General features: G+C 74.0%; 22 protein-coding genes. 9 read left to right on the top strand and 13 right to left on the bottom strand.

Going from position 1 to position 23,801, the window contains the following annotated elements:
• Positions 1-14 precede the first annotated feature (14 nt).
• Both ABD350_RS06930 and ABD350_RS06925 read left to right on the top strand, forming a co-directional pair.
• Positions 15-569 carry a DUF5994 family protein gene (locus tag ABD350_RS06930; RefSeq protein ID WP_344346876.1) on the top strand — a complete coding sequence of 185 codons (555 nt, stop codon included), beginning with the start codon at positions 15-17 and terminating at the stop codon, positions 567-569.
• Positions 570-937: 368 nt separating this feature from the next.
• Positions 938-1,435, top strand: a complete 498-nt coding sequence (locus ABD350_RS06925) for a DUF5994 family protein (protein ID WP_344347053.1) — start codon at positions 938-940, stop codon at positions 1,433-1,435.
• Here the strand turns inward: ABD350_RS06925 and ABD350_RS06920 are convergent.
• The 5 genes from ABD350_RS06920 to ABD350_RS06900 are packed head-to-tail and all read right to left on the bottom strand — an operon-like array spanning position 1,404 to position 3,823.
• The gene (locus ABD350_RS06920) at positions 1,404-2,012 is read right to left on the bottom strand and encodes an alkaline shock response membrane anchor protein AmaP (RefSeq protein WP_344346875.1); all 609 of its coding nucleotides are present in this window, start codon (positions 2,010-2,012) and stop codon (positions 1,404-1,406) included. The two genes, ABD350_RS06925 and ABD350_RS06920, sit on opposite strands and share 32 nt — an antisense overlap.
• 28 nt (positions 2,013-2,040) lie before the next feature.
• The gene (locus ABD350_RS06915) at positions 2,041-2,703 is read right to left on the bottom strand and encodes a DUF6286 domain-containing protein (protein ID WP_344346874.1); all 663 of its coding nucleotides are present in this window, start codon (positions 2,701-2,703) and stop codon (positions 2,041-2,043) included.
• Positions 2,704-2,758: 55 nt separating this feature from the next.
• On the bottom strand, positions 2,759-3,166 hold the full coding sequence (locus ABD350_RS06910) for an Asp23/Gls24 family envelope stress response protein (protein WP_344346873.1): 408 nt from the start codon (positions 3,164-3,166) through the stop codon (positions 2,759-2,761).
• The gene (locus tag ABD350_RS06905) at positions 3,163-3,330 is read right to left on the bottom strand and encodes a hypothetical protein (RefSeq protein ID WP_344346872.1); all 168 of its coding nucleotides are present in this window, start codon (positions 3,328-3,330) and stop codon (positions 3,163-3,165) included. The genes ABD350_RS06910 and ABD350_RS06905 overlap by 4 nt, the downstream gene beginning before the upstream one ends.
• A gap of 7 nt (positions 3,331-3,337) precedes the next feature.
• On the bottom strand, positions 3,338-3,823 hold the full coding sequence (locus ABD350_RS06900; protein ID WP_344346871.1) for an Asp23/Gls24 family envelope stress response protein: 486 nt from the start codon (positions 3,821-3,823) through the stop codon (positions 3,338-3,340).
• Positions 3,824-3,981: 158 nt separating this feature from the next.
• Here ABD350_RS06900 and ABD350_RS06895 point away from each other — a divergent pair, with 158 nt between their 5' ends.
• On the top strand, positions 3,982-4,572 hold the full coding sequence (locus ABD350_RS06895) for an RNA polymerase sigma factor (RefSeq protein WP_344346870.1): 591 nt from the start codon (positions 3,982-3,984) through the stop codon (positions 4,570-4,572).
• A complete protein-coding gene (locus tag ABD350_RS06890) occupies positions 4,563-5,210 on the top strand; it encodes a hypothetical protein (protein ID WP_344346869.1) in 648 nt (215 codons plus the stop codon). The genes ABD350_RS06895 and ABD350_RS06890 overlap by 10 nt, the downstream gene beginning before the upstream one ends.
• Positions 5,211-5,215: 5 nt before the next feature.
• Here ABD350_RS06890 and ABD350_RS06885 read toward each other — a convergent pair whose 3' ends face one another.
• Positions 5,216-7,390 (bottom strand): SpoIIE family protein phosphatase, encoded by a 2,175-nt coding sequence (locus tag ABD350_RS06885; RefSeq protein ID WP_344346867.1) that lies wholly within the window; start codon positions 7,388-7,390, stop codon positions 5,216-5,218.
• Positions 7,391-7,542: 152 nt separating this feature from the next.
• On the opposite strand from ABD350_RS06885, the gene aspS reads away from it, so the two are divergent.
• Entirely contained in the window at positions 7,543-9,306 is a 1,764-nt protein-coding gene (gene aspS / locus ABD350_RS06880) for an aspartate--tRNA ligase (RefSeq protein WP_344346866.1), read from the top strand.
• 17 nt (positions 9,307-9,323) lie between these two features.
• On the opposite strand, the gene ABD350_RS06875 is transcribed toward aspS, so the two are convergent.
• Entirely contained in the window at positions 9,324-10,016 is a 693-nt protein-coding gene (locus tag ABD350_RS06875) for a nucleotidyl transferase AbiEii/AbiGii toxin family protein (protein ID WP_344346865.1), read from the bottom strand.
• A gap of 145 nt (positions 10,017-10,161) precedes the next feature.
• On the opposite strand from ABD350_RS06875, the gene ABD350_RS06870 reads away from it, so the two are divergent.
• Positions 10,162-11,505 carry a pectate lyase family protein gene (locus ABD350_RS06870; protein ID WP_344346864.1) on the top strand — a complete coding sequence of 448 codons (1,344 nt, stop codon included), beginning with the start codon at positions 10,162-10,164 and terminating at the stop codon, positions 11,503-11,505.
• Between the two features lie 72 nt (positions 11,506-11,577).
• Here ABD350_RS06870 and metG read toward each other — a convergent pair whose 3' ends face one another.
• The 4 genes from metG to ABD350_RS06850 form a co-directional block, all read right to left on the bottom strand.
• On the bottom strand, positions 11,578-13,293 hold the full coding sequence (gene metG / locus ABD350_RS06865; protein ID WP_344346863.1) for a methionine--tRNA ligase: 1,716 nt from the start codon (positions 13,291-13,293) through the stop codon (positions 11,578-11,580).
• A 123-nt stretch (positions 13,294-13,416) separates the two neighbouring features.
• Complete coding sequence (locus tag ABD350_RS06860) at positions 13,417-14,742, bottom strand: VWA domain-containing protein (RefSeq protein WP_344346861.1); 1,326 nt, start codon at positions 14,740-14,742, stop codon at positions 13,417-13,419.
• 87 nt (positions 14,743-14,829) lie between these two features.
• The gene (locus ABD350_RS06855; RefSeq protein WP_344346860.1) at positions 14,830-16,773 is read right to left on the bottom strand and encodes an FUSC family protein; all 1,944 of its coding nucleotides are present in this window, start codon (positions 16,771-16,773) and stop codon (positions 14,830-14,832) included.
• A gap of 83 nt (positions 16,774-16,856) precedes the next feature.
• Positions 16,857-17,645 (bottom strand): alpha/beta fold hydrolase, encoded by a 789-nt coding sequence (locus ABD350_RS06850; RefSeq protein WP_344346859.1) that lies wholly within the window; start codon positions 17,643-17,645, stop codon positions 16,857-16,859.
• A gap of 88 nt (positions 17,646-17,733) precedes the next feature.
• On the opposite strand from ABD350_RS06850, the gene ABD350_RS06845 reads away from it, so the two are divergent.
• The gene (locus tag ABD350_RS06845; RefSeq protein WP_344346858.1) at positions 17,734-19,080 is read left to right on the top strand and encodes an aminotransferase-like domain-containing protein; all 1,347 of its coding nucleotides are present in this window, start codon (positions 17,734-17,736) and stop codon (positions 19,078-19,080) included.
• Between the two features lie 251 nt (positions 19,081-19,331).
• On the opposite strand, the gene ABD350_RS06840 is transcribed toward ABD350_RS06845, so the two are convergent.
• Together ABD350_RS06840 and ABD350_RS06835 are read right to left on the bottom strand one after the other, a co-directional pair.
• The gene (locus tag ABD350_RS06840; protein WP_344346857.1) at positions 19,332-20,258 is read right to left on the bottom strand and encodes a hypothetical protein; all 927 of its coding nucleotides are present in this window, start codon (positions 20,256-20,258) and stop codon (positions 19,332-19,334) included.
• A 287-nt stretch (positions 20,259-20,545) separates the two neighbouring features.
• On the bottom strand, positions 20,546-21,028 hold the full coding sequence (locus ABD350_RS06835; RefSeq protein ID WP_344346856.1) for a hypothetical protein: 483 nt from the start codon (positions 21,026-21,028) through the stop codon (positions 20,546-20,548).
• 181 nt (positions 21,029-21,209) lie between these two features.
• Here ABD350_RS06835 and ABD350_RS06830 point away from each other — a divergent pair, with 181 nt between their 5' ends.
• Both ABD350_RS06830 and ABD350_RS06825 read left to right on the top strand, forming a co-directional pair.
• On the top strand, positions 21,210-22,370 hold the full coding sequence (locus ABD350_RS06830) for a PP2C family protein-serine/threonine phosphatase (RefSeq protein WP_344347052.1): 1,161 nt from the start codon (positions 21,210-21,212) through the stop codon (positions 22,368-22,370).
• A gap of 110 nt (positions 22,371-22,480) precedes the next feature.
• Entirely contained in the window at positions 22,481-23,734 is a 1,254-nt protein-coding gene (locus ABD350_RS06825; RefSeq protein ID WP_344346855.1) for a hypothetical protein, read from the top strand.
• Positions 23,735-23,801: the final 67 nt, after the last annotated feature.

The raw sequence follows: 23,801 nt of genomic DNA, 5'->3' as shown, positions 1-23,801 counted from the left end.
GACAGGTCCGCACCATGACCGTGACCATTGACCGTACGACCCGTACGACAGCCGGCAGGTGTACGGCGTCGCCACCGGTCCGGCTGTCCCTGACGCCGGTGCCGGGTGGCCTGGACGGCCTGTGGTGGCCCCGTTCCCGGGTCCTCACCCGTGAACTGCCGCCCCTGGCAGCCGTGTTGGGCGCTCTCTGGGGTCCTGTCACGGATATCACCGTGAACCCTGCCTACTGGCCCGTACTCCCGCACCGGGTGTCGGACGCCGGGCGGACCGTGCGGGTGGGCTGGTCCAGCGAGGAGCAGGATCCGCACAGACTCACTCTTCTCTGCGCTGACGGCCGCCGGGACCTGCTGGTGGTCCCGCCGGAAACCGGTGCAAACGCCGCCGCGCGGCTGATGGCGGGCGTCGGCATCGATGTCCGGGCGCAGGAGAGATCGGCCGACAGGGCCGATGCCCGAGGGCGGGAAGAGGCGTGGGAGGCCGAGGGCGGAGCGGGGCCGCCGTCGTCCCGGCCCGCGCCCATCGGCTCGTCAGGGCTCCGGCAGCCCGCCGGCGGAGGTGAAGGGACATGATGACTGTCACCGTCGTCGCCGTGCTGCTCGTCCTGATCGCCGTAGGGGCCGTTCTGATCCACCGGCTCAATGCCCAGCACGAGGAACGGATCGCCGACTTCCACTACAGCGACGCTCTGCCGGGGATCGGCCGCCGGCCACGGAGGCGCCGCCGGCCGGCGGCGGACACGACCGTTCCGCCGGGCCCCACCGCGACGGCGACCGCGGAGGACGGCGACTCCGGCCCGGACGAGGGGACGGGAAGGCCGGGTCGTCGTCGACCGGGGGAGGGACAACACCCCGGAGGTGATCACGCCGACGCACCGGAGGATCCGGCGGATGGAGACGGACGAGGAACGTGCGGCTGCCCCCGAAGGACGGGCGACACCATGACCGGCTCCGGCACCACCGGCACGCCCGGGCCGCTGCCGGACGCAGTCCACACGGCGGTGCGTCCCGGAACGGCCTTGCTGCGGCTGGAGACGACCCACGCGCGCGAGGGGATCCTGGACGGTGCCTGGTGGCCGCGGTCCCGGGACGTCGGTGCCGAACTGCCCATGCTGATCAGCGCGCTGACCGAGTACCTGGGACCCGTCACCCGCGTCGGTCTGGACAGCGGGGCCTGGGACGAGCTGCCGACACGGCTGACGGTGGACGGCCGGGTCGTGCACGTCGACTCCTTCCCGGTCGGCGACGACACCGTCCTCGTCACCCGGGGCGACCAGGACCACTTCTCCCTGCTGGTGGTCCCGCCCGGCACGGCTCCCGACGCGGCACGCGCCGCGATGGCCAGGGCCGTCCGGGCCGACAACGCCACCGAGGCCGGACAGATCCTCGTGGACACCACCGCCGCCCCTACTCCGCGCGGTGGGGCTTGTGGCGGGTGACGTGGAGGCGGACCTCGGTGGGCATGTCAGGCAGGCCGGTGCACCGGCGAGCGGTGCGCAGCGGGCCTTCGCAGAGGGCACCGAGGGTGGCGCCCGGCGCGGCCTCGGGGGTGAGGGTGAGCCGGACGCGGGTGTGGTGGCGGGCGGGCCGGCCGGTGATGCGTACGGTCGCGTGGTCGACGCCCGGCAGGGCCCCGGCCTCGGTCTCGATCGCGTCGCTGAGTGCGCGGTCGCGCAGTTCGACGCCCTCCTGCGGGGGTGTGCCGCCGACGGCCAGTGAGCCGGGGCGGTGCCGGCGCAGTTGGGCGAGCAGCCACCACAGGGCGAGCAGGGCGACGAGGGCGAGTGCCGCGATGACCGCGGGCCACCACCACCAGCCCTGGCTGCTCCAGCGGGTCCGGTCGGCGGAGCCGAGCAGGACGTCGGCCGGGGCGGTCAGGGGCCAGCCGTCGGGCGGGACCAGATCGCGCCGCCGGTAGAGGTCGAGTCCGGCGGAGAGGATCAGCAGCCCGCCGCCGAGCAGGACCAGTCCGGCGAGGCCCAGCAGACTGCGGTTGAGTGCGGATCGCTGCGTCATGGCGGGCTCCGGTGCTGCGGGTTGTCGGTCAGTCGGTGCGTTGCCGCACGCGTACGGCGATGCGGGGGGCGCGGGCGAGGGCCAGCCGGTCGCACTCCTCGCCGAGGGCGGCGGTGAGGTCCTCCTTCACCTGCCGGGGGTCACGGAAGCGGACGTCCGCGCGCGCCTTGACGCGGTGGCGGCGTACCCGGATCCGCGCCGCGCCGACTCCGGGGACCCGCGTCGCGGCGTCACGCAGCAGGGTGGCGGCCCCGTCCCGGTCCAGGGAGGCCTTCAACCGGGGGCAGTCGGCGGGGCGGCGCAGGGGCAGCCAGCGGCGTAGACCGGGGGTGAGGGCCAGGACGATCAGCCAGACACCGACGGCGGCGGCCACGGCGGCACCCGTGAGCATCCACACGTCGTCCACGGGGCGGGTGGCCAGTGCGTCGGCCAGATGCCGTCGCCACGCCGCCGCCGGGCGTCCCGCCCGTACGGCGATGACGTCGGCCAGCGCCGCGACCGCCGCGACGAGGATCACCGCGGCGACCAGCGTGGCCGGTACGCGGCGCGCGGACCACGGCCGGCGGGTTCGGTGCCCGCTGCCGCGCTCACCGCCCGGCACGTCGCGTCCGGCCGGATCGGGCTCCTTGGTCAGCGGCACCGTGGCAGGCTGCGCGGGGCCGCGGCCGGGTGGAGCGGGGTCGGGTGTCATCGGGATGCCCCTTCCTGCCTGGTGTGTCCCGTGGCCGGGACCGCCGGGTGGCCGCTCACCGGACCCGCCCCCGGCCCGTTGGGGCGGCGGTCACCAGCCGCCGGACGGTGAGGGTGACCTCTCCCACCCGCAAGCCGGTCAGCTGGGCCACCCGGTCGGCGACGTCCCGCTGGATCCGCTCACAGACACGGGGGATGTCGGTGGGATACGGCAGATCCAGGGCCAGATGCAGGCGCACCGATCCGGTACGGACGGCGGCGGTGGCGCTGGGTGCCGTCGGCCCGCCCCGGTCCGGCGGTACGGCGGCGCGCCGGGACTGGGCCGTGCGTGCGGCCTGTGTCGCGATACGGGCGACCACCCGGTCCGGGATGACGGTGGCGCCCCGCTCGGCCGGGGGCGGCAGACCGGCGCCCGACGCCGGTGGGCCCGCTGCCCCGCCGGGGGAACCGTGTCCGGTCCTCACCGCTGCCTCCCGGACCGGAGGTCGAGGTCACCCTGTACGGCGAGGCCGACGATCAGCCCCACCGCGCCCAGGACCAGCACCAGCAGAAAGGCCCAGAAACCACCGAAGTAACCGGCGAAGCCCAGGGCCATGCCGGCCGCGAGACCCGTCGTCGCTGCGTTCATCGTGTACTCACCTCACGCGGCTCTCGTCCGGTTCGGCTTCTTCCTCGTCGTCGGGCAGACGGACGTCGTCGACGGCGACGTTCACCTCGACGACCTCCAGGCCCGTCATCCGCTCCACGGCGCCGATGACATTGGTGCGGACGCCGCCGGCGACGTCGACGATGGAGACGCCGTACTCGACGACGACGTCCAGGTCCACCGCGGCCTGACGCTCGCCGACCTCGACCTTCACTCCTCGCGTGACGGCTCCGCCGCCGCCTCCGGGGACGCGTTCCCGCATGGCGCCGAAGGCGCGGGCCATCCCCGCTCCCAGGCTGTAGATGCCCGGCACCTCGCGGGCGGCCATGCCCGCGATCTTGGCTACCACGCCGTCCGCGATGGTGGTCTTCCCCCGTGTCTCGGCCGGAGCCCCGGCCCCGGTACGGCCCTTGAGCGCGCTCACGCCCGCGTCGGGCCCACCGCCCCCGCCGACGCTGGTGATGTTGTCCGTCATGGCGGTCGCCTCGATCGGTCGCTCGGTCGGACGCCGGTGCGGCGTCCGTCGCAGAGTTGGACATAGAGGGCATCGCGTTTCTCACGTGAATGCGGTGTGATGTGCATCACATCACCCTTTCGGGTACCCGGACGGTCCGAGCCTTGTGCGGGGACGACATGACCGGACGCACTTTCCCATCACCGCCGGAACCCGGCCTGCCGGGGCGCGATCTGCCGGACGGGTTGCTGGCCGTGCGGGCGGCCGAGGGGGACGAGGACTCCTTCGCCGTCCTCGTCCAGCGGCACGGCCGGCCCCTCCTGGCCCTGGCCCGCTGCGTGCTCGGCAACCCCCAGGACGCCGAGGAGGCGGTACAGGACGCCTTCGTCAGCGCCTGGCGGCGGCTCCCCGAATACCGCCACGGCGCGGAGTTCCGTACCTGGATGCACCGGATCACCGTCAACCGTTGCCTGACCATGCGCCGTCGCCGGCCGCCACCGCTCCCGCTGGACGCCGTCGCCGAGCCCGTGGCGGGAGACGCCTGGAGCCAGCCCGTCCGGTCCGCCGAGCGGGACGAGGCCACCGCCGCCCTGTCCCGCGCGCTCGCCGATCTGGACGCCGGGCAGCGGATCTGCTGGATCCTGCGGGAGGTGCAGGGCCTGTCCTACAAGGAGATCTCCCATGTGACCCGGACCAGCGAACAGACGGTGCGCGGCAGACTGTTCAGGGCACGCCGGTCCCTTCAGGAGGCGATGAGCCCATGGCGCTAGACGGCCCGCGGACGCGGCCTTCCGAACCGCCCGCCGCCGACGGTCCTCCGTACGAGGGTGATGAGGTACTTGCCTGTGGCCGGCTGCTGAGCCGGGCCTGGGAACAGGCCCGGGACGCGGTGCCGACCGCCGACCCGCACACCCTCTCCTGCCCTCACTGCCGCGAGGCCGCCGAGGGACTGGCCGCGGTGAGCGCGGCCACCCGGGCACTGCACGCCGAGGACCCGCCCGGCGTCCTCGCGCTCGCCGCACGCGTCATGGACATCGTCAGGGCGGAGGTACGGCGCGGACGGCTGCTGCCCCTGGCCGGCCCCGGCCGGGAACCGCGCATCGCCGAGAGCGCCGCGGCGAAGGTGCTGCGGCGGGCCGCCGACGCGGTCCCCGGTGCCAGGGTCGCGACCTGCCGGCTCGTACCCGTGGGCGAGGGCACCGGCGTGCGGGTGACCATGACCCTGGCCGCCGCTCTCGACCACCCGCTGCCCGAGCGGGTCCGCCAGGTGCGCCGGACGGTCCTCCACTCGGCCGGACAGGACCTGGGCATGGCGGTCACGGCTGTCGACATCGCCGTGGTCGACGTCCTGGAGCCGGAGCCGGAGCCGGAGCCGTTCCGCCGTCCCGCCCTCCCGGGCGACCGCTAGCGTGCCTACGGGACGTACGATCCGGGCGGGGTTCCGGGCGCCCCCGCGCCCGTCCGTTCCCTCAGTTCGAACCAGATGCTCTTGCCCTCGCCCCGGGGGACCACCCCCCACGCGTCGGCGAGCAGTTCGATCAGCATCAGGCCGCGGCCGGAGGAGGCCAGTTCGCCGGGGCGGCGCTTGTGCGGGAGGTCGTCGCCGGTGTCGAAGACCTCCACCCGCAGCCGCCGCCCGCCCTCCCCGCAGAGGATCTCGGCGAGCAGCAGCGCGTCGGCGTCGGTGTGCACCAGTACGTTGGTGACCATCTCGGAGACCAGCAGCACCGCCGAGTCCACCTGGTCCGGCGAGGCCCAGTCGTGCAGCAGCTCGCGCAGGTGCCGGCGGGCCTCGGCGATCCGGTCCGGCTCGTCCTGGGCCACCGACAGCAGGGTGCGCCGTACCGGGGGTCCCGCCGTGGCGCTGCCGCGCCCGCAGGCGACGGCCGGCCGGCACAGCAGCAGCAGCGCGATGTCGTCCTCGCGGCGGTCGGCCAGCGGGCCGGTGGTGTGGTGCGAGGACGGCCCGTGCACGGCCTGCACCAGGGCGTCGGCCAGCGCCTCCAGATCCTCCTGGCGGTACTCGCCCGCCCGGTGGTCCTCCAGCAGCACCCGCAGCCTGCGCCAGCCGCTCTCCAGGTCGTGCCCGCCGGTCTCGATCAGACCGTCGGTGCACAGCATCAGCGTCTCGTCGGGTTCCAGGGTGAACCGGGTCGTCGGATAGTCGGCGTCCGGGTCGACGCCCAGCGGCAGCCCGCCCGCCGTCGGCCGCATCATCACCGTGCCGTCCGCCATGCGGATCACCGGATCGGGGTGTCCGGCGCGGGCGATCTCCAGCATGCCGGTCGCCGGGTCGGCCTCCACGTACAGGCAGGTCGCGAACCGCGGGTCGGCCAGGGCGTCGGGCCCGGAGCCGTCGGTGATCCCGTGCAGGAAGCGGGACGCCCGGGAGAGGACGGCGTCCGGCCGGTGGCCCTCGGCGGCGTAGGCGCGCAGCGCGATCCGCAGCTGGCCCATGATCCCGGCCGCGCGCACGTCATGGCCCTGGACGTCCCCGATGACCAGGGCGAAGCGGCCGGAGGGCAGCGGGATCATGTCGTACCAGTCGCCGCCCACCTGGAGTCCGCCGCCGGTCGGGATGTACCGGGCGGCGATCCGCATCCCCGGGACCCGGGGGCCCAGCGACGGCAGCATGGACCGCTGCAGGCCCTGCGCCAGCTCCCGCTCCGACTCGGCGGCGCCGGCCCGGGACAGCGCCTGGGCGAGCATCCGGGCGACCGTGGTCAGCACCGCGCGCTCGTCGGGGGTGAACGCCACCGGGTAGGTGAACGCGGCCATCCAGGCGCCCATCGTGCGTCCGCCGGCCGTCAGCGGCAGGAACGCCCACGAGTGGCGGCCGAAGCGCCGGGCGAGCGGCCAGGTGGCCGGGTAGCGGTCCCGGTACTCCTGGGGAGAGGACAGATAGACGGCCCGCCCGGTGCGGACCACCTCGGCGGCCGGGTAGTCGGTGTCCAGCGGCATGTGGGAGAAGGGGTTCATGTCGCCGGGATGGTGTCCGTGCTGGCCGGTGATCGTCAGCCGGTCGCCCTCCACGCCGTAGACCACGAGCCCGTCCGGGGAGAACCCGGGCATCGACAGGCCCCCCGCCACCCGCAGCACCTCGGCCGTGGACCGGGCCTCCGCCAGCGCCCGTCCCGCGTCCAGCAGGAACGCCTCCCGGGAGCGCCGCCAGTCGCCGGTGACCACGCTGCGGGCCGCGGCCGTGCCCGGGGCGGGCTCGGTCACCTCCTGGAGGGTGCCGATCAGCTCGTAGGCGCGCCGCTCGGGGTCGAAGGACGGCTTGGACCGGCTGCGCACGACCCGCAGGATGCGGCCGTCGGCGTCCATCACCCGGATGCGGACCTCGGCGAGGGTGCCCTCGGCGGCGGCCAGCCGCACCACGCCGGTGACCTCGTTCCAGTCCACGGGGTGCAGCCGGGCCCGGATCCGGGCCTCGGTGAGGGTGACCGGCTCGGCGGGCAGCCCGAGCAGCCGCGCCGCCTCCGCGTCCAGCGTGACCAGCCCGGCGGCCGTGTCCCAGTGCCACAGCCCGGTCGCGAGGGCGGCGAGGGCCTCCCCGACGGACGGCAGGGGCTCGCCTGTGCGCATTGTCCCACTTTATGGAGAGATGGCCGTTGGCTGCCACCCAGGCGGGCGGGCGGTAATGGGGGGAGTCGTTCATGGGGTGCCCGGTACCCTTGGGATGGCCTAGGCCGTACCCGCCTGGCGACACCCGATCCGCACAGACTGGATGAACGACGATGCATCGGTACAGGTCCCACACCTGCGGCCAGCTCCGCGCCTCTGACGTCGGCACCGACGTCCGGCTGAGTGGCTGGCTGCACAATCGGCGCGACCTGGGCGGCATCCTCTTCATCGATCTGCGCGACCACTACGGCATCACGCAGCTGGTCGCCCGTCCCGGCACCCCGGCGTACGAGGCCCTGGACAAGATCTCCAAGGAGTCCACGGTCCGCGTCGACGGCCGCGTTGTTTCACGTGGAACCGAGAACGTGAACCCCGACCTGCCCACCGGCGAGATCGAGGTCGAGGTCGCCGAGGTCGAGCTGCTCGGCGCGGCCCAGCCGCTGCCCTTCACGATCAACGCCGAGGACGGGGTCAACGAGGAGCGGCGCCTGGAGTACCGCTTCCTGGACCTGCGCCGCGAGCGCATGCACCGCAACATCATGCTGCGTACGGCGGTCATCGGCGCCATCCGTCAGAAGATGACCGCGCTCGGCTTCAACGAGATGGCCACCCCGATCCTGACGGCGACCTCCCCCGAGGGCGCCCGCGACTTCGTGGTCCCCTCCCGGCTGCACCCGGGCAGGTTCTACGCCCTGCCCCAGGCCCCGCAGCAGTTCAAGCAGCTGCTGATGATCTCCGGCTTCGACCGCTACTTCCAGATCGCGCCCTGCTTCCGCGACGAGGACGCCCGCGCCGACCGCTCGCCGGGCGAGTTCTACCAGCTCGACGTCGAGATGAGCTTCGTCGAGCAGGAGGACGTCTTCCGGCCGATCGAGCAGCTGATGACCGAGCTGTTCGAGGAGTTCGGCGGCGGCCGGCACGTCACCTCCCCGTTCCCGCGTATCCCGTTCCGCGAGGCGATGCTCAAGTACGGCTCCGACAAGCCGGACCTGCGCGCCCAGCTGGAGCTGGTGGACATCACCGACGTCTTCGAGGGCTCGGAGTTCAAGGCGTTCGCCGGCAAGCACGTGCGCGCCCTGCCCGTGCCGGCCGTCCAGGACCAGCCGCGCAAGTTCTTCGACCAGCTCGGCGACTTCGCCGTGTCGCTGGGCGCCAAGGGCCTGGCCTGGGTCCGGGTCGGCGAGGACGGCACGCTGTCCGGCCCGATCGCGAAGTTCCTCACCGAGGAGAACGTCGCCGAGCTGACCAAGCGGCTCTCCCTCGCTCCCGGCCACGCGATCTTCTTCGGCGCGGGCGAGTTCGACGAGGTCTCCAAGATCATGGGCGCGGTCCGCGTCGAGGCCGCCAAGCGCGCCGGTCACTTCGAGGAGAACGTCTTCCGGTTCTGCTGGATCGTCGACTTCCCGATGTTCGAGAAGGACGAGGAGACCGGGAAGATCGACTTCTCGCACAACCCGTTCTCGATGCCGCAGGGCGGTATGGAGGCGCTGGAGACGCAGGACCCGCTGGACATCCTGGCCTGGCAGTACGACATCGTCTGCAACGGCGTGGAGCTGTCCTCCGGCGCGATCCGGAACCACGAGCCCGACATCATGCTCAAGGCGTTCGAGATCGCGGGCTACGACCGTGAGACCACCGAGCGCGAGTTCGCGGGCATGCTCCGCGCGTTCCGCTTCGGCGCCCCGCCGCACGGCGGCATCGCCCCGGGCGTGGACCGTATCGTCATGCTCCTCGCGGACGAGCCCAACATCCGCGAGACGATCGCCTTCCCGCTCAACGGCAACGCCCAGGACCTGATGATGGGCGCCCCGACCGAGCTGGAGGAGACCCGGCTGCGCGAGCTGCACCTGGACATCCGCAAGCCGCAGCCGAAGTAGGGGCCGGACACCGGGGCTCAGCCGCCCTGCTCGTCGGACGGCGCGTCCGGGGACGCGCCGTCCTCCAGCAGCCGTTCCGCGATGTCGTCGGACCAGTGCTGGGCCCAGGCGCGCAGGGCGGCGATGTCGTCCTCGGCCAGGCCGTACCGGAGGAAGTCCCGGTCGGCGTAGAAGTCCGTGCCCGTCAGCCGCGACTGGAGGGTGGGCAGGTCGAACGGGTCGTGGGCGTGCCGACGGCCCAGCTCCTCCAGGCCGGGCAGCGGGAAGCGGGCCGCGCAGGCGCGGGCGTCGATCAGATCCACGGCCGCGCCCCGGTCGTACAGCGCCCGGATCTTCGTGCCGACGGCGTCCGCGAGGCAGAGCGCCGGGCCGTATCCGGTCGGCTCCGGCGGCTGCCAGAACGTCTCCTTGTGCAGCGTGAGCGCGCACGGCCCGCCGGTGGGCGGGTCGGTCACCGTCAGCCGCGCGGTGAGCGCGGTGACCGCGCCGGTGTCCACCCGCCGTCCCCGTTCCTCCAGGGCCGCGCCGGCGGCGGCGGCGATCCGTTCCATGGCCTCGGCGCTCTCGGTGGCCAGGTCGACATCGGCGTGCGGACGGCTCAGCAGACCGTGCGCCTGGAGGGCGTAGCCGCCGGCCAGCACCAGGCCGTACGGTCCGCCCGCCCAGGCGGCGTCCGCGAGGAGCCGGCGATGGGGTTCGGGGATGTCCACACGGACGATTCTCCGGCCTGCCGGCCCCGGAGCGCGACACCTGACCAGGCCGTACGGGAAATTCCCGCGTCGACGGCAACCTTCCGGCGCCGGGCGGCCACTGAGGAGTCGTAAGGCATGTACGACAGACCTTAAGGACTCCTCCGTGGCAGCTCCCTCCCACCGCCGGTCCCTCCGCAAGCGGCGCACCCTCGCCGTGTCCGCCGCCGTCGTGGCCGCGGGTGTCGGCGCCGGGGTGTTCGTGCTGAACGCGAACGCCGACGGCGTCGACCTGTACCACCAGACCCTCGCCGCCAAGGACGGCTGGGCCGCCTCCGGCACGGGGACCACCGGCGGCGCGAAGGCCGACTCCGCGCACACCTTCACCGTCTCCACCCGCGCCCAGCTCGTGCGGGCCCTGGGCTCGGCCTCGGACACCACGCCCCGCATCATCAAGGTCAAGGGCACGATCGACGCGGGCACCGACGACAACGGCAAGAAGCTGACCTGCGCCGACTACGCGGCCGGCACCGGCTACTCGCTGTCCGCCTACCTCAAGGCCTACGACCCGGCCACCTACGGCCGCGCCAAGCTGCCCTCCGGCGCCCAGGAGAAGGCCCGTGCCGCCGCCCAGGACAAGCAGGCGAAGAACATCGTCTTCAAGGTGCCGGCCAACACCACGATCGTGGGCGTGCCCGGCACCAACGCCGGGATCACCGGCGGCAGCCTCCAGGTGAAGAACGTCGACAACGTCATCATCCGCAATCTGACCTTCTCCGCCACCGAGGACTGCTTCCCGCAGTGGGACCCGACCGACGGCGACGACGGCAACTGGAACTCCGCGTACGACTCCGTCACCCTGCGCGGCGCCACCCACGTCTGGGCGGACCACAACACGTTCACCGACGCGCCCCACTACGACAAGGCCAACCCGGAGTACTACGGCCGCGAGTACCAGATCCACGACGGCGCCCTCGACATCACAGGCGGCTCCGACCTGGTGACCGTCGAGCGCAACCGGTTCACCGACCACGACAAGACGATGCTGATCGGCTCCAGCGACAAGGACAGCACCGGCAAGCTGCGCGTGACGATTCACCACAACGTGTGGAAGGGCATCGTGCAGCGGGCGCCGCTGGCGCGCATCGGCCAGATCCACCTCTACAACAACGTGTACGACACGACGACCGTCAACGGCTACGCGCCCCAGTACAGCATCAACTCCCGCGCGGGGGCCCAGGTCGTCGCGCAGGCCAACTACTGGACGGTGCCGGGCGGCGGCAAGGTCGCCAAGCTGCTCAGCGGTGATGGCACCGGCTCGATCGCGGGCAGCGGCAACCTGGTCAACGGCACGGTCACCGACCTGGTCGCCGCGTACAACGCCGCGAGCTCCAAGAAGATCAAGACGACCGTGAACTGGACCCCGGCGCTCACCGCGGGCCTTCAGACCTCGGCGAAGAACCTGCCGGCGGAGCTGGAGAACTCCACCGGCGCGGGCGTGCTGAAGTAGTCCGGCCGCACGCGAAAGGGCGCCGGGACCGAACGGCCCGGCGCCCTCCTCGCTCGGACGGGGAGCGTGAGGTCAGCCCTCCTCGCCGCCGAAGCGCTCCTTGTACGCGGCCAGGTCCTCGTCCGTCAGCTTGGCGAACAGCACCGGCGGCACCGTGAACGGGGTGCCGGCCGGGACGGCGGACAGGGCCTTGGCCTCCTCGGCGGTGACCCAGGTGGCGGTGTCCTCCGGCAGGGCGAAGGCGCCGCGCATCGCCGCCGAGGTGGCCGGGATCAGCGGCTCGGAGACCACCGCGTACAGGTGGATCAGGTTCATCGCCGTACGCAGGGTGAGGGCCGCGCCCTCCTTGTCCGTCTTGATCTCCAGCCAGGGGGCCTTCTCCTCCAGGTAGGAGTTGCCGGCCGACCAGAGGGCGCGCAGCGCGGCGGCGGCCTTGCGGAACTGGAGGGCCTCCATCTGCTCCTCGTACTCGGCGAGCAGTCGGGCGATCTCCTCGCCGAGCCGTGCTTCCGCCTCGCCGGGCGCGCCGCCGGCCGGGACCTCCTCGCCGAACCTCTTCTTGCTGAAGGACAGCACGCGGTTGACGAAGTTGCCGAGGGTGTCGGCCAGGTCCTTGTTCACCGTGGCGGTGAAGTGCTCCCAGGTGAACGACGAGTCGTCCGACTCCGGGGCGTTGGCGATCAGGAAGTAGCGCCAGTAGTCGGCGGGCAGGATGTCCAGGGCCTGGTCGGTGAAGACGCCCCGCTTCTGCGAGGTGGAGAACTTGCCGCCGTAGTACGTCAGCCAGTTGAACGCCTTGACGTAGTCGACCTTCTTCCACGGCTCGCGCACGCCCAGCTCGGTGGCCGGGAACATCACCGTGTGGAAGGGGACGTTGTCCTTGGCCATGAACTCGGTGTAGCGGACGGCGTCGTCGGCGTCGTACCACCACGCCTTCCAGTCCCGGTTCTCCGGGTCCTGGTCCGCCCACTCCTTCGTCGCGCCGATGTACTCGATCGGGGCGTCGAACCAGACGTAGAAGACCTTGCCCTCGGCCGCAAGCTCCGGCCAGGTGTCCGCCGGGACCGGGACGCCCCAGTCCAGGTCGCGGGTGATCGCGCGGTCGTGCAGGCCCTCGGTCAGCCACTTGTGGGCGATGGAGGAGGCGAGCTGCGGCCAGTCCTTGTCGTGCCGGGAGACCCACTCGCGGACCTCGTTCTCCAGCTTGGACTGGAGCAGGAAGAGGTGCTTGGTCTCGCGGACCTCCAGCTCCGTGGAGCCGGAGATCGCCGAGCGCGGGTCGATCAGGTCGGTCGGGTCCAGCACGCGGGTGCAGTTCTCGCACTGGTCGCCGCGGGCCTTGTCGTAGCCGCAGTGCGGGCAGGTGCCCTCGACATAGCGGTCCGGCAGGAAACGGCCGTCGGCCGGGCTGTAGACCTGGCGGATCGCCCGCTCCTCGATGAAGCCGTTCTCGTTCAGCTTGCGGGCGAAGTGCTGGGTGATCTCGACGTTCTCCGGGCTGGAGCTGCGGCCGAAGTAGTCGAAGGCGAGCGCGAAGCCGTCGTAGACCGCCTTCTGCGCGTCGTGCGCCCGGGCGCAGAACTCGTCCACGGGCAGGCCCTGCTCCTTGGCGGCCAGCTCGGCGGGCGTGCCGTGCTCGTCCGTCGCGCAGATGTAGAGGACGTCGTGGCCGCGCTGGCGCAGATAGCGGGAGTAGACGTCCGCCGGGAGCATGGACCCCACCATGTTGCCCAGGTGCTTGATCCCGTTGATGTACGGAAGGGCGCTGGTGATGAGGTGTCGAGCCATCGTGGCTGCTCCCAGGTCGCTGCTTTTCTGCGGTTTCGAACCTTCAAATCGTAGCCGACACGGGTGGGCCGCCCGCTTCCCGTTTCGCGCACTGGGAAGGGGCGGCCGGGTGGCTACGGTGTGTCACGGGCGCCAGTCGGCGAGGACGCCCTCGTACAGCTCCGTGTCCGTCAGCTCGCGGGGGGTGGGGCCGGCGTGGAAGAAGGACGCGTTGGGGGTCTTCAGCCTGCGGAGGTAGTCGAAGGCCTTGTTGTCGTGGTCACCGAAGGCGACGAAGGAGAAGAAGACGCCCGGGTGGGTCTCGGCGGCCTCGGTGAGGGCCTGGGTGGCAGGGGTCTTGGCGTCGGGGGCGCCGTCGGTCTGGAAGACGACGAGGGCGGGGGCGGCGGGGGCGGTGTCGCTCTTCGTGTGCGTGTCGTAGTGGTCGAGTACGGCGGCTACGGCGGCGTGGTAGCTGGTGCGGCCCATGCGGCCGAGGCCGGCGTGCACGTCGTCGATCCTCGTGTCGTGGCCGGGGGCGAGGGCGAGGTCGGTGGTGCCGTCGACCTCCGTGGAGAAGAAGACGACGTGGACCGAGGGGGCGGCGTCGAGGTGGGCGGCGAGGGCGAGGATCTGGTCGGCGAGGGCCTGGGCGGAGCCGTCCTTGTAGTACGGGCGCATGCTCGCGGAGCGGTCCAGCACGAGGTAGAGCTTCGCTCGGGTGCCGGTGAGGTTCTTCTTCCTGAGGGTGGTGGTGGCGGCCTTGTAGGCGGTGGTGAGGGTGGGGGTGCGGGACTTGACCCTGGTGAGGGGGGTGGCGGGTTTGGGCTTCGGGGGGTCTGCGTGCGGGGTGGTGTCCGCCGGCGCCTCGGCTTCGCCTTCGGCGGTCGTGTTCCCACCCGCACCACCCGTGCGGGTCTCGTCGTCGGGTGCGGGTGGCCCCTGCGGGGCGTCCTCGCCGTCGGCGGCCTGCGGGTCCGTCTCCGTCGGCGGGTCGGGCTCCGGCTCCGCCGGGGTTTCCGGCTCGCGCTTCGGCGCCGGTTCGGACTCGGCTGCCGTCTCCGTCGCCGCCTCCGGCTCCGGCGTCGGCTCCGGTGTGGCTGCCGCTTCCGGCTTGGGCTCCGGCCGTGGTTCGGGTTCGGCTGCTGTCTGCGTTGCTGCTTCCGGTTCCGGCGTCCGCTCCGGTGTGGCTGCCGCTTCCGGCTCCGGCTCCGCTTCCGGTTCCGGCTTTCGTTCTGGTTCCGGCTTGGTGGTGGCTGTTGTTTTCGGTGTCGCTTCCGCCGGAGGTGTCTGGTGGGGGACCGTGACCTTGTCGAAGGCCGCTGCCACCAGTTCGTGTTCCTCGGCCGGGGTCTGGCGGGGTTCGGGGACGGGGGGCTGCTCGGGGGTCTCGGGGGCACCCTCCGGCTCGGTGGCTCGTGGCTTGCGTGAGCGGCCGAACGCGTTCCGCAGGAGAGTGAAGATGCCCATGTGCGCAACCCTTCGCGTGAGTTGTAGCCCGTCGATCGCTGGCCAGGACGGACACGTAAGGTTAGCGGCCCGATGTGGCCGGATCGGTCAACGCGGCGACGTGATGGAGCGGGCCGCCGCCACCTCCTGGCGCAACGGCTCCAGCACACTGTCCGCCGGCCCGGTGAGATCGGTGCGTACGGCGGTCAGGGTCCGCGCCCGCCGTACGCCTTCGGCCAGCTCCCGCAGTTGCAGGGCCACCTGCGCGATCTCCGCCGCCGACGGGGCCGCCGCGCCGTGCTTGACGCGGACCCGGGCCGCCGTCGTGGCGTCGACGATGCGCTCCACCGCCACCACCAGCGGCCACCACGCGGCGGCCCGCCGGCCGGTCGGCGGCGGTTCGGTCAGGGCCCGCTGGAACTCGGTGCGGATGGTGGACAGGTCGCGGTAGAGACGGCGGCGCATCCGGGCCCGCGCGGCCGGGTCGGTGCCGGGGCCGAACGCCTTCTCGACGTAGACCGCCGTGTCGGCCACCGCGTCGGCCAGCCGGTCGCCCACCCGGGTGTGCCAGCTCTCCGGCCAGCACAGGTAGCCGGCCGTCAGGGCGATCGCGCAGCCCAGCAGCGAGTCGTTCAGCCGGGGCAGCAGCAGGGCCGTGCCCTGGCGGTTGAGGACGTCGGACAGCAGGAGGATCACCGGGGTGATGGCCGCGGTCTGGTAGCCGTAGCCCCGCGGGGTCAGGGCGGGGATCAGGGGCGCGAGGAGGAACAGGACCACCACGTCCCACCAGCCCAGGGGGACCTCGGCGAGGATCACCGCCGCCACCACCAGGCCGGCCACCGTGCCCACGGCGCGCATGAGGGCGCGGGAGAACACCGAGCCGAAGTCCGGCTTGAGGACGAAGGTGACGGTCAGCGCGACCCAGTAGGAGCGGGGGACGGGGACCAGGGAGACCAGCGCCTGGGCCAGTCCGATGCACAGCGCCAGCCGGACGCCGTAGCGCCAGGAGTTGGCGGACAGCATGACGTTGCGCGCGGCACCGGCCGTGCGGACGCCGAGCGTGGCCGGGCGGCCCAGGCGGTCGTCGATGCCCCGGGGGTCCACGTCGGGCGCGGCGACGACCTCGGCGGTGTGGCGCAGGGCGTGGTCCACCGCCCGGGCGGTCTCCGTGGTGGGGACGGGGAGGTCCGGGGGAGGCAGGGGGGCCGTGTCCGTCGCCACCCGGCGGGCGAGGGCGCGGACCGCTTCGGGGATCTGCGGGCACAGGGGGCGGGCCGCCAGGTGGGCGGCGGGGGCGGCCTCGATCATCGGGGTGATCGCGTTCAGCTGGGCCAGCAGGCGGGTCAGGTCGGGGCTGCGGCCGTGGTGGCGGGCGCGCCGGGCCAGGATCAGGTCGTAGGACTCGTTCAGGGACTGGGTGACCGCGCGGCGGGCCTCCTCGTAGGCCTCGGCGCGGTCGGTGCCGGCGGTGGCGAGCAGGTCGGCGACCGCGCGGTAGGTGGCGGCGACCGCCGTCCGCTCGGGGACCCCCGCGCGCAGCGGCCAGGCCAGCAGGGCGAGGAGCAGGACCAGCAGGCCGCCGCCGGTCATCAGGGCCGGGGCCAGCCACCAGGGGGAGGGCAGCGGCAGGCCCGCGCCGACCACGCAGTTCAGGAGCAGCAGCAGGCCGGACACCGAGGCCACCGCGCCGATCGTGGAGATCATGCCGGAGACCAGCGCGACGCCGGTGACCGCGGCGACCGCGTACCAGCCGTGCCCGTACGCCAGGGTGCCCAGGGTCACCCCGACCGCGCCGAAGAGCTGGGGGACGGCGATGTTGAGGATGCGCATCCGGTAGGCGTCGGCGGTGTCGCCGATGACCCCGGACAGGGCGCCCATGGCGGCGAGGGCGCCGTAGGCCGGGCGGTCCGCGGCGAGGCCGACGGCCAGGGGGAGGGCCATGGCGATGGCCGCGCGGGCCGCGGCGGCCCAGTTGACCGGCGCCTGCTGGGGCCTGAGGTTCCGCACCAGCCAGTCGGGAGGGGTCAGGCCGATGGTGAACTCTCGGGGCATGGGCCCATTATGGGGGAGTGGGGAGTTTTGGGCCGGTTCCCGCCGGGCGGGGGCGGACCCGTGGGCGTCGGGTGGGGGCGGGGCTACGCGTCCTCGTCCAGCCGGGTCAGGAACGCGGCGAGGTGCCGGTTGAACTCCTCGGGGCGCTCCAGGTTGGGCAGATGGGCGGCGCCCTCGATGACGTGCAGGGCCGAGTCGGGCAGGGCCGCGTGCATGGCCTCGGCGTCGGTGACGGGCGTGTAGGTGTCGTCGGCGCCGACCAGGACCAGGGCGGGCACGGCGACCCTCGTCAACAGGGCGCGGTAGTCGGGGCGTTCGGCCCGGCCGCGCAGGGCCGCCGCGGCGCCCTGGGGCGGGGCGGCCGTCATCATGCGGTGCACGTGCGCCTTGACCTCGGGGTCGGCGTAGGGGGCGACCATCTTCTCCAGCACCTCGTCGGCGTAGCCCCGCATGCCCTCGGCGAGCAGCCGGTCCGCCATGGCGTTGCGGCCCCGCCTGCCCTCGGGGGTCTCGGCGGCGGGGAAGGTGTCGGCGAGGACCAGGCCGCGGATGCGGTCGCCGAAGCGGTCGTAGCACTCCATGACGATCTGGCCGCCCATGGACAGGCCGGCCAGGGCGAAGGAGTCCACGGCCAGGTGGTCCAGCAGCCCGGCGAGGTCCTCGGCGTGGCGGGAGAGCGGGACCGCGCCGGGGGTCACGGGGGAGGCGCCGTAGCCGCGCAGATCGGGGGCGATCACCCGGCGGCCGGCGGAGAACTCCGCCAGCTGCGGGTCCCACATCGTGCGGTCGAAGGGGTGGCCGTGGACGAGGACGAGGGGAATGCGGGAAGAGGTTTCGGGGCCTTTGTCGGTGTACGCGAGGAAGGCGGGCATGGGCACGACCCTAGGCGCGGCCTTTTGCTCGGCGCAATAAGATCTTTGCCCTCGGTGCAATCCAACGCGCCGGACGACAGGGGGACTTGTGGACGACTACCGACGCATCGCCGACCGGATCGCGGCCGACATCACCGGCGGGCGGCTGCGTCCCGGCCAACGGCTGCCGCCGCAGCGGGCGTTCGCCCGGCGACGGGGTATCGCCCCGTCCACGGCGGGGCGGGTGTACGCCGAACTCGTGCGCCGGGGGCTGGTGGTGGGCGAGGTCGGGCGTGGCACGTTCGTCCGGGCCACCGCGCCCGACGGGCAGCCGGGGCTCGCCCTCACCGAGGCGGTCGGCGCCCCGCTGGTGAACCTGGAGCTGAACTACCCGACCGCGCCCGGCCAGGCGGAGCTGCTGGCCCCCGCGCTCGCCACCCTGCTGCGGCCGGACGCCCTCGGCCAGGCGCTACGGCCGGCCGCCGCCGCGGGCACCCCGGCGGCCCGGGAGGCGGTCGCCGCGCTGCTGGCCCAGGGCGGGCTGCGGGCCGGGCCGGAGCGGATCGTGTTCACCGGCAACGCCCGCCAGGCGATCGCCGCCGCCCTCGCCTCGCTGGTCCGGCCCGGTGGCCGGGTCGGGGTGGAGCCCCTGACGTATCCGCTGGTCAAGGAGATCGCTGCGCGCCTCGGTCTGGTCCTGGTGCCGCTCGCCACGGATGCCGAGGGGCCCGTGCCCGAGTCGGTGGCCGACGCCCACCGCGGCGCGCCGCTGTCCGCGCTCTATCTCCAGCCCGCCCTGCACAACCCGACCTCGCTGACCACGAGCGCCGGGCGGCTGCGGCAGCTCGCCGACTGTGTCCACAGGCTGGGGATACCGGTGGTCGAGGACCGGATCTGGGCCTTCCTCCGGCCCGGCGGCACACCCCCGCTCGCCGCGCTCGCGCCCGGCCTGGTGCACCTCGTGGACAGCCTGTCCAAGCGGGTCGCGCCCGGTCTCACCGCCGGTTTCGTCGTCGCGCCCCCGGGCCGCGCCGAGGCGGTGGCGCGGGCCGTCCGGTCCGGCGGGTGGAGCGCGGGCGGGTTCGCGCTGGAGGCGGTGGTGCGCTGGCTCGGCGACGGCACCGTGGACCGGCTGGTGGCCGCCAAACGGCAGGACGCGCGGCGCCGCCAGCGGCTGCTCGCCGAGAAGCTGGCCGGGTTCGCCGTACGCTCCGAGCCGGCCGCCTACTTCGCCTGGTGGGAACTGCCGGCGCCGTGGCGGGCGGACACCTTCACGGCCGCCGCGCTGGACCACCGGATCGCCGTCACCCCGGGAACGGCCTTCGCCGTCGGTACCGGCCGGGCCCCGGACGCGGTGAGACTCGGACTCGGCTCGGCACCGGAGCGGGAACTGGCACGGGCGCTGTCGACGCTGGCCGGGCTCGCGCGGGGCGGGGCGGCCGTGGGCGGTGGGTGAGGCGGGGGGTGTGGGGGTGGTTGCCGTGCCGGGCCGGGGGTGTTCGTGGTTCTTGCCGTCGGCAGGGGGGCGGGTTCAGGGTGTGGCCGGGCTTGGGCTCGGGTCGGTGCCGGCGTGAGCGTCGGCGAGGCTGGCCGGGCTCGCGCGGGGCGGGGCGGCCGTGGGCGGTGGGTGAGGCGGGGGGTGTGGGGGTGGTCGTCGTGTCGGTCCGGGGGTGTCCGTGGCTTTTGCCGTCGGCAGGGGGTGCGGGGTCAGGCTTGGGCTCGGGTCGGTGCCGGTGCGGGGGGCGGCGCGGGTGTCGATGAGGCTCGTCGGGCTCGTGCGGGGCGGGGGAGCCGTAGCCGGCGGGTGAGCCAGACGGTGAGGGCGACGGCGAGGCCGAGGCCGAGCAGCAGCCAGGCCGCGGTGCGCAGGGAGCCGGTCAGGGCGTCGTAGACCGCGCCCGCGGCACCGTGCGACACACCGGCGGGCAGGTCGGCCAGGGTCAGGGCGCGGCCGACGCGCAGGGCGAGGACCAGCAGCGCGCCGCCCAGCGCCGTGCCCAGGGCGGTCGCGGCCACCGCCCGGCGGCGGCGGACGGCGAGCGCGATCCCGCCGGCGGCGAACGCCACGGACGCGACCGGCAGCCAGGTACCGGCGACTTCGAGCACGTGGAACCCCTTCCGGAACGCGGCCAGCCGGTCCGCCGGCAGCACGGCGACCTCGGTGTGCTCCACCGGGATGCGCGCGGCGAGCGGCACGTGGTCGCGGGCGAGCTGGCGTTTGACCTGGGCCGTGACGGGGGCCAGGTCGATGGTGACGGCACGCTCGTCCCGCGCCCGCAGGGCGCGCAGCACGGCGTCGTGGGTGACCCGGTTGCCGGTGTCCCAGGCCAGCCGGAACGCCCGGGTCTGGGTGAAGGAGCGCACCGCGTCCCGCACGAACGGGCGCACCGAGACGGGCGCCGGGCGGACGTCCAGGTGCTGGTCCACCGCGCGCAGGAGGCCGTCGCCGACGGTGTCCGCGACGGCCTCCCGCACGGCCGGGTCGGCGGCGAGCGGTGCCATGGCGGTGACGTACCGGCCCGTGTCGGCCAGCCCGTACGCCGCCCAGGCCGCCAGCGCGCCGAACGGGACGAGGAGGCAGGACAGGGTGATCAGGACGGCCGACAGGGCGCTCCTGAGGCGTCGTGAGGGCACATGTCCAGGCAAGGGCCCCCGGAGCCCGGGCGCGAGCGGGAGCACTGCGTTCGGGCGGCGGGAGGACCCGTGTGGCGCAAGGGAGGGTTCCATCCTCCGGTGGAGGGTTCGTCCGGGCGGGTGTTTGCTGGTGCTGGGTGGTTCCGGCGCGGCCGGCTTCTCATGGGTCGTGGAGCCGGACCGGAACCGGGCCCCTGCCCCGGTGGGGCGAAAGGGGCACACGGGGAAAGGCGTGGGTCCCGGCGGACCGTCCGGGACCCACGCGCCGTTCGCCGCCCGTACGCCGCTCAGCGGATCCGGCGTCCGAAGGCGTCCTCCCGCGTGTAGTAGCGGTAGAAGAAGGCGATGAAGGTGGCCGCCGCGACCAGCAGGGAGATCAGTATCGACCGGAGCACCGGCTTGCCGGTCTGGGCGTACAGGAAGCCGAACGCGCAGCCGACGAACGCGGTCCACAGCAGTGCGTGCACCTCCCGCAGCATCAGGGGCGCCAGCGTCAGCAGCACCATGCACAGCACCGCGAACACCAGCGCGCTGACGAAGCCGAGAAGCAGGTTCCAGCCGGTGATCGGGCCGCCGGAGCGGTTGTTGGCCGCCACCCAGTAGCCGTAGACCAGGCCCAGCACGACCGGCACGGCGAGCCGGGCCAGTCTGTGGGTGCGGGCGTCGAAGACGTCGGGCGGGCGGGCGCGTACGTCGGACGCCCGGGCCTCCGCCTCGGGCGTGCGGCCGGGCCGGGACATGCCGCCGGGCGCGGGTGCCGCTTGAGCCATGAGAGCACTCCTTACTCCTCGCCCCCCGATTTACTCCTCGCCCCCGATCTGCCTTGGCTACCAGGGCACACCTGCGAGGAGGGCCCGGCAACTCGGCCAGGAGGGTGGCCGGTGCCCGGATGCGTGCGGTTGCCCCCCGTGCTTCGCTTGGGGGCATGGAGGGCTGCCGGCCGTGACGTGGATGGAGTACGGGCGGCGACCGCTGCTGCGGGTGCGCGGGCGCAGCGTCGCCTGGCTGCCCCCGCTGCTGCTCCTCACCGGCATCGTCCTGCTGGACTTCTCCACCGGCGAGAGACTGCGGATGATCTCCTGGATCGTCCTGGTCCCGGGCATCTCCTCGGCGATCTGCGGGGTGTGGACGACGGCCGGGTACGGGCTGCTGGCGGTGGCCACGTACGTCCTCGTGGACAGCGCCTGGCCCGAGCAGTACCAGGCCGGGCTCGGCGACTTCATCCTGGTCGCCGTGGGCGGCGCCCTGGCCACCCTCGCCGCGGCCGTGCGCGTACGCCGGGAACGGCAGGTCGTGCACATCCGGGACATCGCCGACACCACCCGGCGCACCGTACTGCGCCCGCTGCCGCCCGACTGGGCCGGGCTGGAGCAGGCGGGGGTGTATCTGGCCGCCGACGTCGAGGCCCGGGTCGGCGGCGACTTCTACGACATCCAGCCCAGCCCGCACGGCACCCGCGTCCTCGTCGGCGACGTGCAGGGCAAGGGCCTCGGCGCGGTGGAGGCGGCCGCCGCGTTGCTCGGCACGTTCCGCGAGGCCGGGTACCACGAGAAGGAAATCGGGATCGTCGCCGAGCGGCTGGAGATCCGGATGCTGCGGCACCGCTCCCACACCGCCGCGCTCGGCGGGGCCGACGGCGACCGGTTCGCCACGGCCGTCCTGATCGCCTTCCCCGCGGGCACGCCGGAGACCCTGGAGATGGTGAACTTCGGTCACGAACCACCGCTGGTCGTCGGCCCGCGCGGAGTCCGCGAGCTGCCCAGCGGCGAGGGCGTGCCGCTGGGCTGCGCCGACCTCGCGGGCGGCCTGCTGCCGCCCGTGCGCCGGGTGCCGCTGGCGACGGACGAGACGCTGCTGCTGGTCACCGACGGGGTGACCGAGGCCCGTGACGGGCCCGGCGACTTCTACGACCTGGCCCGCGAGGTCACCCGGACGGTCCGCGCCGACCCGCGCCGGGCCGCCCCGCACCGGCTGGTCCGCCGGGTCCGCGACGGCGTACTGCGGCACACCGGGGGCCGGCTGGCGGACGACACCACGATCTTCGCGGTGCGGCGGCTGCCCGGCGGCGGGGGCCCGCCGGGCGACCTCGAACAGGGATGTTTGCGGTACTGAGGCCCCGGCGCGCGGCGCCAGCGGTTACGGTGCTGGCTGGAGAGCGGATCTACGGAGCCCTCGGGACCGACGGGGCTCCCGGGGGCCACAGGGTGACAGGGGGAGGCACGATGCCCGGAACCGTGCTGCTGCTCGCGGCCGCGCCGGTGGGCCGGGGGCGTCTGGTGGACGCCGCCGGTGTCCTGCCGGTGCTGGCGGCCGTCGCCCCCGCCGTGCTGTCCGGCGCCGACACCGCGAACGTCGTGGAGCTCGCCGACCCGCTGGAACCGCAGGCCGTCCTGACCCGGCTGCGGGCCGCCGCGGCGGCGCCCGGGCCGCTCACCGTGTACCTCACCGGGCAACTGCACCTGGACCGGCGCCAGCACCGGCCCCATCTGGCCCTGGCCCGCACCACGGCGGCCACCGTCCGCTACACCGCGCTGCCCTGGCACTGGATCCGGGAGGAGCTGCGCCTGCGCTCGGCCGCGGACACCGCGCTCGTGGTCGACCTGCACGCCGACACCGAGGCCTGGAAGCACGTCACCGAGCGCGGCCTCGACTGCGGGCCGTCCACCGCCGTGTACGGCCGTGTCGCCCCGCCCGCCCGGCGGGGCCCGGCCGAGCCGGCGTACATGAAGACGGTCGCGACCCTCCTGCGCAGCGGCCACCGCCCCCCACTGGGCATCCTGCACGAGCAGGCCCTGAGCCGGATACCGGAGGAGACCCGGGGGAACCTGCTGCTGGCACACGCGGGGGGCCACGTGGCGAGCGGTGCACCCCCGGCACCCCCGGCACCCTCGGCACCCCCGGCCCCCTCGGCACCGCCGGTACCCCCGGCCGCCCTCGCAGCGGCGTCGGGCCTTTCGGCGCCGGGGCTTCCGGCGCCCTGGGAACCCGCCGCGGACCGGCCCGGCGACCGGCCGAGCGAGGGGCCCGGCGCCCGGACGAGCGACCGGACCGACGTCGATCCGCATGCCGCCATCAGCGCCGCCGTACAGGGTGGCCTGCACCGGGAGGCGGACGATCTGGCCGCGCGGTACGAGGAGGCCGCCGTGCGGGCGTACGGCGCCGGGTCCGAGCAGGCGTTGCACTGGCGGGAGGTCCGCGCCGACCTGGCGATGTTCGCCGGGGACCCGGTGCGCAGCTGCCGGGCCTGGCTGGCGGTGGCCGAGGCGCGGCTGGCCGCCGGGCAGACGGCGGACGCGCCCGCCGTGGAGGCGGCCGTGGACCGCGCCCACCACCAGTGGAGCCGCGTCGAGGACCCGGCGGCGGCCCGCGAACTCGGCACCGCGCTCGCGGAGTTGCGCCTCAGGGTGCCCGGGCGCCGGCGCGGCGCGCTGGAGAACGTCCGGCGGCAGCTGGGCCGGCTCCAGGCCGCGCCGTAGGCCCAGGGCGGCGGAGGTCAGCCTTCACCCGGGCGGCGGACAAGGGCCGGCCGACGGCAGCGGCCGA

The sequence above is a fragment of the Streptomyces nogalater genome, from assembly GCF_039532885.1.
Classification (GTDB): Bacteria; Actinomycetota; Actinomycetes; order Streptomycetales; family Streptomycetaceae; genus Streptomyces; species Streptomyces nogalater.
This window is presented reverse-complemented; position numbering and strand designations above follow the sequence as displayed.